The following is a 15233-nucleotide window of genomic DNA, read 5'->3' as shown; positions in this document are numbered from 1 at the left end:
CCGTGTGGTCGGCTGGTCGATGAAGGCCGATAGGGATGCCACGCTGGTCATGGACGCCCTGATGATGGCCGTCTGGCGCCGCGGCAAGGCGGACGCCCTGCTCCATCACTCGGACCAGGGATCGCAATACACCAGCGAGCAGTTTCAGCGCCTGCTGACCGACAACGGCATCACCTGCTCCATGAGCCGGGCTGGAAACGTCTGGGACAATTCTGCGATGGAGAGCTTCCTTTCGTCGCTGAAAACCGAACGGACCAACCGCAAGGTCTATCGGACCCGCGACGAAGCCCGCGCCGACGTGTTCGACTACATCGAGCGCTTCTACAACCCGCGCAGACGGCATTCGAAACTGGGCTACATCAGCCCCATGGAGTTCGAGGCCCGCGCTATGCTAGCTTAACCTGCTGTCCACGAAACCGGCAGCAGGCCACTCGGCGGCGGTGCCGGCATAGATCATGTCGCGGTAATCCGCGGTCAGCTCGTCGTGGAGGTGCTTGGGGGCGTGCGCCAGCAGGTTGCGGTGCTTGTGAACCGTGCAGCGCTGGATCGGCAGATCCTCGCCCCAGAGCGCCACGAGAGCGGCTTCGAGACCGGGCGCGCCATCGACGATGACGAACTCGGGCCGCTTCAGGCCGCGGGCGTCGAGGTCATCAAGGAACTGGCGCCAGGCCGAGGTGCTCTCGCCTCCCATATTCCTGATGGACAACAGCACCTTCTGCCCATCACGCCGCACGCCGATGGCGGCCAGCACCGAGATGTTCGTGGCCTTCCGATCCAGCCGGGTCCGGATGACGGTGCCGTCGAGGATGAGCCGAACGATGTCTTCCTCAGCCAGGCTGCGCGCGCACCAGGCCTCCCAGTCCACCTTCACCTTGCGCCAGGCGCGGCTGACCACGTCCTTGCTCACGGCGCCCTCGAACAGCCCGAACAGCGCCCGCTTGACGCGGCGGGTGTTGGTGCCGGCGAGGTAGACCGCTGCGATCAGCGCCTCGGCCTTCTTCGTGAGCCGCTGGTAGCGCGGCAGGGCCTTCGATCGCCATTCCCGGACCTTGCCCTCTTCGTCCTCGATCCGGGCTCGGGGCACGCGCACCGTCTCGGTGCCGAAAGTGCCGGTGATCTGGCGTTCGCGGTGCCCGTGGCGATAGCCTTTCGCGGCATCGCCATCGCCGCGGCCGTAGCGCATCCGGCCCAGCAAGGCCGCGAGTTCTTCCTCGAACAACGCCTCGATCGTGGTGCGCACGTTCGCCCGCAGGCGCTCCTCGATCGGGTCGTAGGCGTCCTCGGCCAGTAGCGCTGCGGGCGAGGTCTCGGTAGTATCGTTCATGGCGTGATCTCCCTGGCGGTTGGCGCCGCCGGTTGGGTGGGTGGACGTTCACCCGGAGATTACGCCGCCTTCAAATTTCCACCACTTCCGAGACACGACCGCGGGACCGTCGGCGCATGGTCTCATCTCAAGCGTATCAAGACCTTGACCGGATACAAGGTCAGGTATGGCTCACCAGTCGCTATCGTCCTCGAAACCCGCATCACCCAAGTCGGACTCGGCTTCGGCTGGGGCTTCGGCAGCCTCTGCCTCGCCCCCAAACATGCCCGCCAAGGCATTCGCCAGAAGCATGCCGCCCGCGACCCCCATCGCGGTCTGTCCGGCGCCAGCGAGAAATCCGCCCGGGGCCCCTTGGGGCATCGGCTGCGGCCCTCGTGCGGGACGCCGGGGCGCGGTGCCGCCCCCGAAGAGTCCCGAAAGGAAGCCGCCGCCTTGCGGCGAAGTACGAGCGTCGGCAAGTTCGGCCTCGAGCTCTTCGATCCGGGATTGCGCTGCATTCAGCGCATGCTCCTGTACGACAACGGTCTGTGCCATGTAGTAGGGTGCGCCCGGCTGGCGCGCGATGGACTCGCCGATGAAGCGCTCGGCCTCGGCGTCACGGTCGGGGGCCTGACGCGCGACCTGGGCAAGTTTCTCGAAAAGCCCGGTAATGGCTTGGCGGTCGTTCGTGTCCATGTGCAACTCCTTTTTCTATGGTTTCTTGCCAAACGTCGTCTCGACGCGGATCAATTTGTTTCCTTCGGTCATGTCGGCAACGATCGAATTACGACGCCGTTACCGACCTGAAGTTTTCTGAACCAGAAGCTTGTCGATCCGCCGCCCGTCCAGATCGACGACCTCGACGGTCCAGCCCTGCAGTTCCAGACGCTGTCCGACCTCCGGCAGATGTCCGATCTCGTCGAGAACCAGTCCCGCGACCGTCTCGAAGTCGCGATCCTCGTCGATCTCCAACGAGAGCAGGTCGGCGAACTCATCCACCGGCATCCAGCCCGCGATCAGGTAGGATCCATCCGCCCGCGTCACGACCTTGGGCTCGTCCGTGACGTTGTCCGGAAACTCGCCTGCGATGGCTTCGAGCACGTCCATCGGCGTGATGATCCCCTCGAAATGCCCATACTCGTCATAGACCAGCACCATGTGCGCCGGTGCGGTTCTGAGGCGATCCACGACTTCCAGCGCGCTTTGCCCGTCCCGGACCACGGGTGCTTCGCGCAGCAGGGCACGCAGATCGAACGGCTCGTCCATCAGCGCGGGCGCGAGGATGTCGCGAGTGGTCAAAACGCCGATGATGTTGTCGACTTCCCCCTCCCAGACCGGCAATCGGGACCGACTGAGGTCATGCAGACGCTGCAGGAGCTCCGCCTTGTCGCTGCTGGCATCGAGCGTCTCCACTTCGTGCCGGGCTGTCATCAGTCCACGCGCCGTCCGGTCGGCGACCCGCATCACCCCCGCGATCATCTGGGTTTCGGCACGGTTCATGGCGCCCGAGCTCTCGGCTTCTGCGATAATGAGGCGCACCTCCTCGTCGCTGACCCCGCGCGACTGGCTGCCTGATTGCCCCAGCAGCGCCAGGACCAGCTTGCCCGACCGGTCCAGCACCCAGATCAGAGGAGCAGCTATGCGGGCGATGATCCGCATCATCGGGGCAACCCGTGCTGCGACCTGTTCCGGCGCGCGCAGGGCGATCTGCTTCGGCACCAGTTCGCCCACGATCAGCGACAGATAGGTGATCGCCACCACCACAGATCCCACGCCGACCGGCTGCGCAAATGCGGACGGCATGCCGGCGTCGATCAGGCTTGCGGCCAGACGCGCGCCCAGCGTCGCGCCGGAGAAGGCGCCCGCCAGAATGCCGACCAGCGTGATGCCGATCTGGACGCTGGACAGGAACCGGCCGGGATCCTCGGCCAGCCGCATGGCCGTCGCGGCCCCCTTGCTGCCCTTGTCGGCCAGCAGTTTCAGCCGCGCGGGCCGGGCGGAGACAATGGCCAGTTCAGACATCGCCAGAAGGCCGTTGATCAGCGTCAGCAGAATGACAATTGCAATCTCGAGGTACATTTTCTCCAACTCTTGCCGGATAGTCCGGCCATTGATTTTGTCGACGTTCTATATGGTCGCGCATCTGGCGACCATGGGTCACACTGTGTTCAGTTTGTCAGTTCCTGAAGATGCGGAATGCGCTTGAAACGGCGTCCCACAGATCCAGTATCCGGGCAAAGAAATGTTCGCGCGCAACGAAGGGTTTGTCGCCGCGCCCGAGAAACTCCTCCTCCACCGTATCCAGAAGGCGTCCCAGGCGGCGGCGATGGATGCCGAGACGGCTTTGCACGGGGTCGGCAAGCACGCCCGCGAAGGCGGCGACGACCGAGCCGAGCATGACCAGCCCCGCCACTGTAGCCGCTACCAGCCATGGAGAGGCATCCACCGCGAACACGCCGTACCACATCCCACCGAGGGTCTGGCCCAGCGGGAACGATGCGATTGCGTTGGTGCGGGCCATGGCATCCGCGACGCCCGGCGCCATCGAGATCATGCCCGGTGTCAGCGCCTGAAAGGCCAAGGCACCGACGACAAGGACGCACAGCGTCGTGGTCATCTCCGCGACTGCGGAACGGGTGCCCGCATACTCGCCAAGAGCACCTGCGATCCGCTCGCCAAGGGCTTCAGCCTCGGCGGTGCTCGCGCGCGTGCGGATCATCTCGCGAAACTGCGGCGCCGCCAGGACGGCGCGCGCCAAGGCGGATGGATCGCGGGCCGCAGCCCCCTCGTCGAGGGGCAGGTCCAGGAGATCGGTCACGATGAGCACCTCGACCCGCCGTGCGACGGAGGTGCGCAACAGGATCCGCCGACGGGACAGCCAGTCTGCGGCGCCTCGCCAGCCCACGCGGCGACAGAGATACGCGGCGATGCGGGTCAGCACGAGGAACGGCGACAGGGCGACGTTGACAGGCGCTCGCAGGATGTCCCATCCGAGGGCCGCGCCATGAAGACGAAGCGTCCCGGGCCAGGTGAAATGCCGCGCCACGAACCCGTCCACCTTTGCCCGGCGATCCTTGAAGTATCCAAGGCCGCCCGATCTGCCGGTGTCATCGGCTGTCTGTGCGCGTGTCGATGATGAGACCATGATGGTGACCCACCGTTTCCCTTCCTGATCGTAGTCTCGCCGGAACGTGTCCCGCCTCTTGACCGGCAAGACATCGATTTTCCAAGCAGACTGAAAGAACTGTTTGCTGGATAGCGTTGCTGCAAGAGTGCTGACGAGGATTCTTTCCGGGCTGTCCTATTGTGTCAGTCTGAAAGGGAACGCGGCCCGATACTTCGTAGGCAGCACCGGCTAGGATGGGGGCAACGGTGCAATGGGGGTACTCAACAGCACCCGCAGAATTTCTGCGAAAACAACCGTTGTCAGAGGCATCCCACACTTATTTCATCTTGCCGCCGGGACCAATGGCGAGGCCCCTCGGTCCACCTTGAAGCCAAAGGAGATCCCATGAACGACGCGCTGATCTGGTTGGGGATCGCTTTCTGCGTCTCGCAATCGGCCCTGTTCTCCGGGTCGAACATCGCCGTCTTCAGCCTCAGCCGCCTCCGGCTCGAGGCGGCGGCCGCGGCAGGCGACAAGACCGCCGCAAGCGCCCTCGAGCTGAGGCGCGATGCGAACTTCACCCTTGTCACGATCCTCATGGGCAATGTCGCCATTAACGTGCTTCTGACCATGCTGGCGGATTCCGTGATGGCGGGGGTGCTTGCCTTTCTCTTTTCCACCGTGGTCATCACCGCGTTGGGCGAGATCGGGCCCCAGGCCTATTTCTCCCGAAATGCACTACGGGCAGTCGCGATCTTCGCGCCGGTCCTGAAGGTATACCGTATCCTGCTCTGGCCACTCGCAAAGCCCACGGCACTTCTGCTGGACGCATGGGTCGGCACCGAAAGCGTTCCCTGGTTCCGCGAACGCGAACTGCACAACATCCTGCGCTACCACGCCGTGCATGACGACAGCGAGGTGGGGCGCGTGGAGGCGATCGGGGCGATCAACTTCCTCGCGCTCGACGACCTCGTCATTCAGGATCAGGGCAAACCGCTCGATCCCGAAAGCATCGTGCAACTGCCCTTCAAGGAGGATCGCGCGCTCTTCCCTGCACTCGAGCGCGCGCAGGACGATCCCTTCATCCGCAAGCTGGCCGCATCGCGGCAGAAGTGGATCGTTCTTACCGATGACGACGCGCAGCCGCGCCTCCTGCTGAATGCGAATGCCTTTCTGCGGGACTTTCTGGTCCTCGGGAGCGATGTCGCACTCGGCGACTACTGCCATCGCCCGGCAGTTGTCACCAGACCGACGGAAACCCTCGACAAGGCCCTCGGCATCCTTGCCACGCTGCGCGCCAAGGACGCCGGCCATGACGAGACGGTCATGTTGCTCTGGTCGCCGGGGGTGAAGCGGATGATCACCGGATCGGATGTCCTCAGATGCCTGCTGAGCGGCATGGGCGAGCATGACAAGGTTGCGGCCATGGATGCGCCCAGTCCCTGAGCGTCGAAACGTACGACGGGATGAACTTCGGGTTGCGACAAGACGCACGCGTCACGTAAGCGTCAGGCCCGCCATCAGGATGACGGTCACGATGCGTGCCAGATCCACGTGGAGCGAGGGACCGCCGTAGCGCGCGGCCGACCGCCAGACCCCGACGGTCGCAACGATGTTGTATGGCACCGAGAAACCGTAGCCGACCAGCACGGCGGCCAGCGGCTGGTCCTGCAGGATCAGCACCAGAAACAGGATGCTGGTCGCGATATTGACCAGCAGACCCACCGTCACCGTCCAGGTCCAGAAGGCTTCGTTCAGAGCAAGGTCGCCGGACCAGAGGGCAAGCAGTTTCGTCATGAGGCGGACCTTGCAACGACGGCCGAGGCGGCACAATCGCAATGCAGCATCACGCTGCCGCAAATAGAATGGCATCTGGCCTGAGGCGACACCTGACTCTGTCCGGATGGTATCCGATCCGGAACGTGCTCAGACTTTCAAGGATTTTTGCCATTTCAAAAGGAGAGACCCATGAACGAGGCCCCCGACCCGCAATCCGATGCGCCGGAAGAAGAACGCGAGCGCTGGGAGGTGCTGACGCAGCTCGAGGACTGGCTCGAGCGACCGATGTTGGTTCTGTCCTTCATCTGGCTCAGCCTCGTCATCGTCGAACTCGTCTGGACGACCTCGGGCGTGTTCGAACTGCTCGGGACGATCATCTGGATCATCTTCATCATCGAGTTCCTGCTGCGCTTCGCCCTCGCGCCGCGCAAGATCAAGTTCCTGCGACGCAACCCGATCACGATCATCGCCCTCATCGCGCCCGCATTCCGGTTCCTCCGTGCCTTGCGCCTGTTGCGCCTGAGCCGCGGGCTGCGGCTCGTCAGGATCGTCGGCACCGCCAATCGCGGTTTCAGTGCGTTGCAGAAAAGTTTCGACCGCCGTGGGCTTGGCTATGTTCTGGCCACGACGGCGGTGGTAATCTTGCTGGGCGCTGGTGGAATGCTGGCCTTCGAACCCGAACGCGACGTCATCGGCGGCTTCTCCGGCTATGCCGATGCGCTGTGGTGGACGGCGATGCTCGTGACGACGACCGGATCAGATTTCTGGCCCCTGACGCCCGAGGGCCGGGTGCTCGCGCTGCTCCTGTCGATCTACGGCCTCGCGATCTTCGGCTATATCGCCGCTAGCCTAGCCACCTTCTTCATCGGCCAGGAAGCTGCGGCGCCGGACAGCGATGTCGCCGGTTCCCGCGAAATCTCGGCCCTGCGCGAGGAGATCGCGGCGTTGCGTGAGGAGTTGCGAGGGTCTGCAATCAGGTGATGGCGTCATTGCCGGACTGCCACTGCGCGGCCGTAGGTGTGGAATTTTTATTATTCTATATCAATGACTTAAGGTGGAGAAGGTTGGATGTCAGGCCCATCCCCTCCGCCATCATCCCCGTTGCGAACACGGAGAGGCGCCCATAGCGGCGCGGAAATAGTCGTGTTTTCAAAGGGCTTTGCCACCCCAATGCGAACCTCTGAGACTGTGCGCCAGGCCTGTTTCGGGCTCTGAACGGCTCTCCATCTCTGTTCGGGCGAACCCCGCCGAATTCGGTTCGGTCGGATTTTTCGTCTTCTTTCCAACAGCCTGAGTTCCAACCCCGCCAAAACTTCGCCCCCTGTTTCCATCGCCTTCGAGGGGAACGGAACCGCAACGCACGGGAGGCGCAGCCGCTGGTTGTGCTGGCCGAATGGCGCGTAGCGATGACGGTGATTTGCCGGGTGCAAGCTGGAAAGCCCTGATGACAAAAGGACTTCCCGTCCGTAGCCTGGCGCAATGGCGAACGGGCCCTGGACGGACGAAGAGAACGATCTGATCGTCGCGGATTACTTCGCGATGCTGGTCGATGATCTCGCGGGGAAACCCCTGACCGAGACAAAGGTCACGCCGTGGCGGTCGAAGATCTCGACCAGCTTCGAGAAATCCATCAGCGCGCGGCTGAGGCGGTCGATCTTGTAGACCACGACCACGTCGATCAGCCCGGCCTCGATGTCGGTGATCAGCTGCGCCAGCGCGGGTCGATCCAGCGTGCCGCCGGAAAAGCCGCCGTCGTCGTAGCGGTCGCGCAGCGCCACCCAGCCCTCGGCGCGCTGCGAGGCGATGTAGGCCTCGCAGGCCTCGCGCTGGGCGTCGAGGCTGTTGAACTCCATGTCGAGCCCTTCCTCGCTCGACTTTCGGGTGTAGATGGCGCAGCGCAGGCGGCGGACGGGGTCGGGCTTGGTGCGGCTCATGGGCGGGCCTCCGCACCATGGGCCAGCCCGAAGAACTTCCACCCGTTCCAGTGGCTTCCCGTGATCGCGCGCACCGCTGCCGAGAGCGACTTGAAGCGCCGCCCCTGCCATTCGAAGCCGTCGGTCAGCACGGTGACGACCTGTTCCTCGCCCTGCCACTCGCGCACCAGTTTGGTGCCGGGGATCGGGCGGCGGGGGTCCGCGATCAGCGGGCCCGGCGCGCCGGATGCGACCTCGGCCGCCAGCGAGTTCAGCGTGCGCCGCGTCGCGGGCTTGATCCCGCCATGGGCCAGTTCCTGGATGCGGTAGCCGATCCGCAGCTCCAGGTTCCCCCGGCTGGCGTTCGGCGCGGGCTCGCCGAACATGACCCGCCATTTGGCCTGCAACTCGGGCACCGTCATCGCCTTCAGCGCCGCCAGCTCGGCCACGACGTCGATCCCCTCTGGCTGGCGCGCGAGCGCGGCCTTTGCTGCTGATTTCCTTGTATTTTTCTTCATGCGTCGTCTCCAACTCGGTTTTGTACCTGTCTCCGACGACGGCGTCTGAGGGCGAGAATGTCCAGCGAACTGTCTCCGCCGAGTGGGGAATTCTCGTTCATTTCCAGTGGGTTGGTGCGCAAGATGGCGCTGGCGAGGATGGCGGCCAGCTCCGCCAGCCGCTCATCAGTCGTGAGCGTCTCGGCAGGCGGCGCGAAGGCGATGTCGTCTTGCATGGGGAGCGAACCTCCTGAGGCGGTTTGCTCCGTGATCGCCGGTCGCGGCGAGAGAATTCAAGTTAAAACAGAGAGTTGTCGTGGCTGCGCGAAACGGAGCGAAGCAGATGGTGCTCGCGATGTGCGCTAGTGGAGACCGATAGCCAAGCTTCCGAAAGGATCCGAGCGCATCTTCGCTTCACAGCGCGGGAAGCCCTTCAACCCGTCAAGCTGTAGGGCATGCCGGTGTCAGGCGCGAATCTAGGCAGATAGCCATTGTTCATGAGGAGAGCATCCACAGTCTTTTCGCTGACGGAGAAGTGGTTGGCTGCATCCTCTATTGCGGTCTCCGAGAAGTCGCTGCCAAGATACTCTACCAAAGAAGCGATTGGGCAGAGAAACTCGGCAGCGAAAGCCCTTTGAAACTTCTGTCGAGCAGTTGATAGATCAGCGGCTACAAGCCAAGAATGCGGAGCCTGCCCAATGGAGCGCACATAATCACCGATGAACCTTGCTAGCTCAAATCGCTGAGCGACGGGGTGTGTCTTTCGCGGAACAAATTTCATCTTACTATCGCCCTTCGGTCCGGCGATCGACGCCTTCGGGCGACCCGTCGGAGTCCAGCTTTCGAGTTGTCCCGTCGACAATCCCAAAAGGCCTCGCAGAGTTTTGTTGTCCATTGCTCCGCGATCTTTTCCAAGTCTTCGTCTCAAGTCACGTGCGGCAGAGACAGCAATTTCCCAGGGCTGCGCGGCGGCTTCATTGATGTTCACATTCAGTAGAGCGTCAGGTGCCCCCTCTATGCCATCTACAAGAGTGAGATCCTGCATCGCACCGATACGATTATTTGCCTCTAGAGCGTAGGCGCCGGACAATTCGGAGAACGCCGCCGCTCCGATCCGATCTTCGAGCTCTATTGCATAGCCCATTAATTCATCAGGGCAGTATTCAGGGTCAAACCCAAGTGAAGCCTCTAATCGTCGCTTCCTGAGTTCGTCTGGAATATTGAGATCTTCCAATATAAAGCCCCAAATCGTTGACAGGTCCGATTTGGCACAACCGACTTCGTGGAGCCGGGCAATGACGCTTTCAATGAGGGAAGATATCTCGTTCGAGAAATGATCCTTTGTGACGTAGTGGGCATGGTTAAGACCGTTCAAGAACCGAACGGAATCCTCTCTATCTTCTTGATGTGCCTGCGCCCAAATTTGGATAGCATCACTGTCAGCGGAGAATACGATCTGAGGCCAAATGAAGCCCATGTTTGCCGCCGCCATCTCATGGCTCATCCTCCATTCATGAGAGGGTATGGCGCTCGCCGTGTCTGGCAAGATTTCATAATGTAAGCGCCACCACGAAGAAGCAAACCACATGGCGAGAGGATAAAGTGAAACGTGCATGTGCTCGCGAATTGTCTTCGACCAGATATCTTCGTTTCTGGTAAGGCAATAGCCATTAAGATAAATGCCGACACGAGCCGTGGTTTCACCAACCTCCGGCTGTACGTCCTTGTAAGAGCTCCACTCATGAGTGATGGTGAATTTTGTCATCAGAGACCCCAGGCTCTCTTTACTTCGGCCGCCATAGGATCTTCCGGTGGCATGGGGTACCCGTGATAACTTCCTTCTCCGTCTCTTTGAGCTTCAAGAGGAATCCCAGATTCAGTAACCGCCCAAATTATCTTCGGCCATCCACCAATGAATTGCTCGCTCACAGAGCCGTTTAAAATTCCTTGCCGTAGATACTTGATTGCGTCATCTCGCCGAAAAATGGAAGCGGTGTCGCAGAGTGTTTTTCCCCTGCGGGGCTGGGCGGGAGGGGTAAGGCCAAAGTCGCCCGGGTTGCGCTTGTGCTCAGGATTTCCAGTATAGACTACGGCTTTGGCTAGCTCTTCCAGCGTCTGTGGGTTAAGACTGCCTGGAGCAGAAAGGCGCCGTTTCAGGTTGTATTTTTGGTACCGCCTCATGATGGATGCCCCTTCAAAGCACTAAGCATGCCGCAGGTCTTGTATGCGAGAATGCTGAGCACGTCGATACTATTGCTCCTGTTGAAGCGAGTTCGTGCCTCATTGTCATTGAGTTATCATCGTCGGCACCTCAATGCAGCGTCGCCCTCCCGACGATCCCATCCGTCTCCAGCCGCAGCGTCGCCCGCCACAGCGGTGTCTTCATGAACATGGCCTCCTCGAACCGGTGGCTGGCCGCTCCGCGCTCCTGCTGCAACAAGCCCGCCCAGCACAGAGGGCGCAGCACCTGGATGTAAAGCTGGCCCATCACCTCGTCATAGCGCGGGAGCGGTCCCGTCTCGGGCTCGCCGAAGAGCACGCGGCGGAGGTAGGCGCCGGTCGCACCATCCTCGGTCTCGATGTTCAGCACGTTCAGGAACACGTCCCAATTGCCAAGGAGCGGAGCGTCGTCGAAGCGCGACATGCTGGCGTGGTTGATGCGGAACAGAAAGAACGGGACGACCGTGCCGAAGATCCGGCCGGGATAGCCAACGAGCGCCTGGCCGGCCTTGGTCAGACGGAACTCGCCCTTGTAATGCCGCCCGAGCTTCATCGCGATCATCAGGTCGTGCAGCACCATGAGCGGGGCGAAGTCCGGCTCGTTCAGGACCTTGTTGACGGCGAAGAGGTCCGCCTCGGTGTGGCCCGGCCAGTCGAACTCGGCCGCGGCCCAGTGCACGAACACGCGCTTGAACGCCTTGGAGGGCGTCAGGGGGATGCCGCCATGCTCGCCGATCCAGGCAAAGGTCTTTTCGACCCCGCGTACCAGCGGCGAATGCGCCAGCGCCGTATCGGTATCGTTGATCTCCCGGAACGCGATCACCTCAGATCTCCCGCGCGAACCAACGGATGCGGCCGACGATGTGGATCTCGCCGGCCGTTCGCTCATATTCGGGGTAGTGCTTGTTGTCGGAGATGACGCGCACCGCGGGCGGGTCGCTGTTCGGGATGTGCTCGAGCCGCTTGGCCACCAGCCCCATCCCGTCGTCCAGCACGAAGATGCCGGGCGGGTTGGGCGCGCGGCGGGTCATGTCGACCAGCACTGCGTCACCGCTCAGCAGCGTCGGCGCCATGCTGTCGCCCTCCACGTGCATGATGCGCAGTTGAGACGGGCTGGCCTTAAGCTTGTGGCGGATCCACGACTGGCGGAAGTGATAGACACGGCCGGGCGTATCGCCATCTTCGGTCACCACCGCACCGCCGCCCATCGAGGGCCGAGGCGTGGCGTGAGCGATGGCCACGAAGGCGTCGTCGGGGTTGTCCACGAAAGGGGGCGTGCCCTCGACCTCGCCGATGCCGTGGATCAGCCAGTCGCGGTCCACCTTCAGCACGCGCGCGACCTCGGCCAACCGGTCGAGGCCGGGGCGGGCGGAGCGGCCGCGCAGGATGTCGTAGACGAAGGAGCGGTGCACGCCGGCCATCTCGGCGACATGGGCGGGCGTCAGGCCGAGCTGATGGGCGCGGGCCCGCAGGCGGTCGGCCAGGGTGTGCTGCTCGGTCATGTTTTCCCCAAGGGTATGTGGATGAAATAGGATAAAACAGGATTGATGCGGACCCGTCAAGCGATTAGAACAAAACCTAAACAATCGCACATGGGAATCGGGGGTCCGGATGGAGATCGAGAAGTCGTATTTCACCCTGCCGGAGATCCTCGAGCGCTGGTCCATGTCCGAGGCGGACCTCGTCTACCTCGCCGAGAACGACCAGCTGCGGCTGTCGATCCGGGTGTTCAACCTCGCCGTGGAGCTCGGCGATTACGAGGAGACGCCCGAGGGGGAGCGATTCTCCGTGCCCTTCGAGCGCGGCCCGTTCAACGGGCTCCTGGATCTCCACGCGCATGACGTCTTCCAGCTGTTCCGTCATGGCGAGGTGAAGCTCAGCCGCTTCCGCTCGCACAAGGCCGACTATGGTTACCTGACGGGGACCGGTGTTCGTCAAGGGAGTTGCCGCTTGGGACTGGTTCATGCTGCGCGCTGTTCCTGGCCGGCCATGGGGGCGCCGCCGCCAGCTTTGTGGGGGAGCGCGTCGGCGCCCCCATGGCCTCCGCGCTGTGTGTCGTGCCGTTCGGGGTTGAGCCAGACGGGGCCGATGGGTTGCCAGTTGCGCGTCCGGCCTGACCATCGCGCGGGGTGCTTTCCGCGCGCGGCCTGGTAGACGTCGTGGCGGTTGGCGAGGAGGGCTTTGTCCTCACCGCGATGGCGCTGGTCGGGGGTGACGAAGCGGATCGCGCTGTGCTGGTGCTGGGTGTTGTACCAGTTCACGAACTCCATCACCCAAGCGCGGGCCTCGTCGATCGAGGCGAACCCCTTGGCGGGCCAGGTCGGGACATATTTGCAGGTCCGGAACAGGGCCTCGGAAAAGGGATTGTCGTTCGACACCCGCGGTCGGCTGAAGGAGGGGGTGACGCCGAGGCGCTCCATGGTCACCTTCATCGTCGCGCCCTTCATTGGGCTGCCGTTGTCGGCGTGCAGGATCAGCGGGTTGATGATGCACCCCTCCGCCCAGACCGCACGCTCCAGCAGGCCGGCCGCGAGTTCCCCGCTCTCGCGCGCGTGGACCTCCCAGCCGGTGATCTTGCGGCTGAAGATGTCGACGATGAGGTAGAGGTAGAAGAACATGCCCAGCACCGGCCCTGGCAGCCAGGTGATGTCCCAGCTCCAGACCTCGCACGGCGCCTTCGCCTGGAAGCTTGCCGGTGGCCGTGACCGGCCAGGCTTGCGGGCGCGGCCACGGCGGTGGTTCTGGCCCCGTTCGCGCAACACCCTGTAGAAGCTCGACTCCGAGGCGATGTACACGCCTTCGTCCGCCAGCTTCGGCACGATCTGGCTCGGGGGCAGGCTCGCGAACTGGGGCGCGTTGCAGGTGTCCACGATCTGGTCACGCTCCGCCTCGGTCAGCCGGTTGGCCGGGACGGGGCGCTCGGCCAGGGGGCGGCGATCTTCGCGCACCGCGCCCTCCGGGGTTTTCCAGCGCTGCAGGGTGCGGGCATCGAGGCCAAGCTCGGCGCAGGCGGCGTCCTGACGCGCCCCGGCAGCCATGGCCTCCTCGACGAGGGCAACGATCTCCTTGCGATCCGAGGCTGGGGTCATTCGTCCCCGCCCTCCCTTGGGCCCCAGATCGCATGCGCTTTTTTTCTCAGCACCATCAACGCGGCTGCCTCGGCCAGCGCCTTCTCCTTACGTGCAAGTTCCCGCTCCAGATCCCGGATGCGCTGCTGCGCGTCCTTCGTCTCCCGCGCGATCTGTCGCGAGGCCGCACGGTCCCAGTCGTTGGCCCGCTCGCAAGCCTCACGCCAGACCCGGATCTGCTCAGGGTACAGGCCCCTGCTGCGACAGTATTCCGACAGCTCCGCCTCGTTCATTGCCGCGGTCTCGATCACCGCGGCGAACTTGTCCCGCGCCGTCCACCCCTCGGGCCCGGCCTGGCCATCGGGGAGAAGCTGGCCGCGCGCCCGGGCCTCAGCCCGCCACCGCGACAGCGTGCCGATCGATATACCCTCCTCCTGCGACAACCGCTGGAGAGGCATGTTATGGGGTGGAAGCATCTTCGCGATCACCGATGCCTTCCGCTCGCTCGAGTACGCCACCGTTCGTCCTGTCCTCCGCCCGCCTCAAGCCATCATCTACTTCTGAAACCCAACGGCAACATCCCTGACAGGGCGGGGGACGCCCGAGCACATCACCGTGCGCCAGCGCGATCTTTTCCTTAGGCGCGAAGAGCGTGACCGCTTCGAGGCCGAGACGGGATTTGCCGGAGCGGCTGCCGGCCCACGACCCGGCGCGTTCCATGCCTCCGCCGACTACCAGGATGTCCGCTGCAACGGTCAGCACTTCCGGCTGGGTGCGATCCAGGCGCAGGTCGTGCGCGCGCTGCACGAGGCGGCGGGTCGCAGCGAGCCCTGGCAGAGCGGGAAGGCGAACTGAACCAGGCGCTGCATGGCAAGAAATCGGAGAAGCTGAGCGAGGACGAACGTCAGCTGGCTTTCGAAGAGCTCGAGACCGCGCTGGCCGAGGTCGAGGAACAGAAGCAGGCAGAGGCTTCCGACGACGACAGCCCCCGGCAAAAACGGGCGAAGGCCAAACGCAAGAGCCGGGATCTGCCCGACAGCCTGCCGCGCATCGAAGAGGTGATCGAACCCGACAGCCTCGAATGCCCCTGCGGCTGCGGCCTGATGCATAAAATCGGCGAGGATCGCAGCACCCGCATCGACATCATCCCCGCCCAGCACCGGATCATCGAGACCATCCGCCCGAAATACGCCTGCCGTGTCTGCACTGACGGCGTGACACAGGCGCCCGCGCCGGCGCGGCTGATCGAGGGCGGGCTGCCGACCGAGGCGTTCATCGCTCATGTGCTGGTCAGCAAATACGCGGACCATCTGCCCTTGTATCGCCAGAGCCAGATCCTGGCGCGCG

General features: G+C 63.4%; 13 protein-coding genes and 5 pseudogenes. 5 read left to right on the top strand and 13 right to left on the bottom strand.

Annotation, left to right across the window (positions count from 1 at the left end):
• The coding region (locus NHN26_RS16725) for an IS3 family transposase (protein WP_253090465.1) at positions 1–400 on the top strand (400 nt) is incomplete at its 5' end.
• Positions 401–430: 30 nt separating this feature from the next.
• On the opposite strand, the pseudogene NHN26_RS16720 reads toward NHN26_RS16725, so the two are convergent.
• From NHN26_RS16720 to NHN26_RS16705, 4 genes and pseudogenes are all read right to left on the bottom strand, one after another.
• A pseudogene (locus tag NHN26_RS16720) lies at positions 431–1324 on the bottom strand (IS256 family transposase); the annotation flags it as partial.
• 171 nt (positions 1325–1495) lie between these two features.
• Entirely contained in the window at positions 1496–1999 is a 504-nt protein-coding gene (locus tag NHN26_RS16715) for a DUF2076 domain-containing protein (RefSeq protein ID WP_253090464.1), read from the bottom strand.
• Between the two features lie 99 nt (positions 2000–2098).
• Entirely contained in the window at positions 2099–3382 is a 1284-nt protein-coding gene (locus tag NHN26_RS16710; RefSeq protein ID WP_253090463.1) for a hemolysin family protein, read from the bottom strand.
• A gap of 97 nt (positions 3383–3479) precedes the next feature.
• Positions 3480–4448 (bottom strand): DUF6635 family protein, encoded by a 969-nt coding sequence (locus NHN26_RS16705; protein WP_354595946.1) that lies wholly within the window; start codon positions 4446–4448, stop codon positions 3480–3482.
• Positions 4449–4814: 366 nt separating this feature from the next.
• Between NHN26_RS16705 and NHN26_RS16700 the strand changes: the two genes are divergently transcribed.
• A complete protein-coding gene (locus NHN26_RS16700; protein WP_253090461.1) occupies positions 4815–5855 on the top strand; it encodes a DUF21 domain-containing protein in 1041 nt (346 codons plus the stop codon).
• A gap of 51 nt (positions 5856–5906) precedes the next feature.
• Here the strand turns inward: NHN26_RS16700 and NHN26_RS16695 are convergent, their stop codons facing one another.
• Positions 5907–6206 carry a hypothetical protein gene (locus tag NHN26_RS16695; RefSeq protein ID WP_253090460.1) on the bottom strand — a complete coding sequence of 100 codons (300 nt, stop codon included), beginning with the start codon at positions 6204–6206 and terminating at the stop codon, positions 5907–5909.
• Between the two features lie 171 nt (positions 6207–6377).
• Here NHN26_RS16695 and NHN26_RS16690 point away from each other — a divergent pair, with 171 nt between their 5' ends.
• Both NHN26_RS16690 and NHN26_RS17715 read left to right on the top strand, forming a co-directional pair.
• Positions 6378–7169, top strand: coding sequence for a potassium channel family protein (locus tag NHN26_RS16690; protein ID WP_253090459.1), 792 nt, complete (start codon positions 6378–6380; stop codon positions 7167–7169).
• Positions 7170–7667: 498 nt separating this feature from the next.
• Positions 7668–7772, top strand: a pseudogene (locus NHN26_RS17715) (protein NO VEIN domain-containing protein); the annotation flags it as partial.
• On the opposite strand, the pseudogene NHN26_RS16685 reads toward NHN26_RS17715, so the two are convergent.
• From NHN26_RS16685 to NHN26_RS16650, 8 genes and pseudogenes are all read right to left on the bottom strand, one after another.
• Positions 7760–8122 (bottom strand): annotated as a pseudogene (locus NHN26_RS16685) (recombinase family protein); the annotation flags it as partial. The pseudogenes NHN26_RS17715 and NHN26_RS16685 sit on opposite strands and share 13 nt — an antisense overlap.
• Positions 8119–8619, bottom strand: coding sequence for a DUF2924 domain-containing protein (locus NHN26_RS16680; protein WP_253090458.1), 501 nt, complete (start codon positions 8617–8619; stop codon positions 8119–8121). The gene NHN26_RS16680 and the pseudogene NHN26_RS16685, both read right to left, overlap by 4 nt.
• A complete protein-coding gene (locus NHN26_RS16675) occupies positions 8616–8834 on the bottom strand; it encodes a hypothetical protein (protein WP_253090457.1) in 219 nt (72 codons plus the stop codon). Before NHN26_RS16675 ends, NHN26_RS16680 begins: the two co-directional genes overlap by 4 nt.
• Before the next feature lie 197 nt (positions 8835–9031).
• A complete protein-coding gene (locus NHN26_RS16670) occupies positions 9032–10363 on the bottom strand; it encodes an ImmA/IrrE family metallo-endopeptidase (protein WP_253090456.1) in 1332 nt (443 codons plus the stop codon).
• Positions 10364–10909: 546 nt separating this feature from the next.
• Entirely contained in the window at positions 10910–11641 is a 732-nt protein-coding gene (locus NHN26_RS16665) for a hypothetical protein (RefSeq protein WP_253090455.1), read from the bottom strand.
• Between the two features lies 1 nt (position 11642).
• Entirely contained in the window at positions 11643–12320 is a 678-nt protein-coding gene (locus tag NHN26_RS16660; RefSeq protein WP_253090454.1) for an XRE family transcriptional regulator, read from the bottom strand.
• A 76-nt stretch (positions 12321–12396) separates the two neighbouring features.
• Positions 12397–12681: a hypothetical protein gene (locus NHN26_RS16655; protein ID WP_253090453.1), complete on the bottom strand. Its 285-nt coding sequence runs from the start codon at positions 12679–12681 to the stop codon at positions 12397–12399.
• Positions 12682–12878: 197 nt separating this feature from the next.
• Positions 12879–14362: pseudogene (locus NHN26_RS16650) on the bottom strand (IS3 family transposase); the annotation flags it as partial.
• A 372-nt stretch (positions 14363–14734) separates the two neighbouring features.
• Between NHN26_RS16650 and NHN26_RS16645 the strand changes: the two are divergent.
• Positions 14735–15233: pseudogene (locus NHN26_RS16645) on the top strand (transposase domain-containing protein); the annotation flags it as partial.

Source organism: Rhodovulum tesquicola (genome assembly GCF_024128855.1).
Lineage (GTDB): Bacteria > Pseudomonadota > Alphaproteobacteria > Rhodobacterales > Rhodobacteraceae > Rhodovulum > Rhodovulum tesquicola.
Note: the sequence above shows the minus strand (reverse complement) of the source record. Positions and strands in the feature narration are given on the sequence as shown.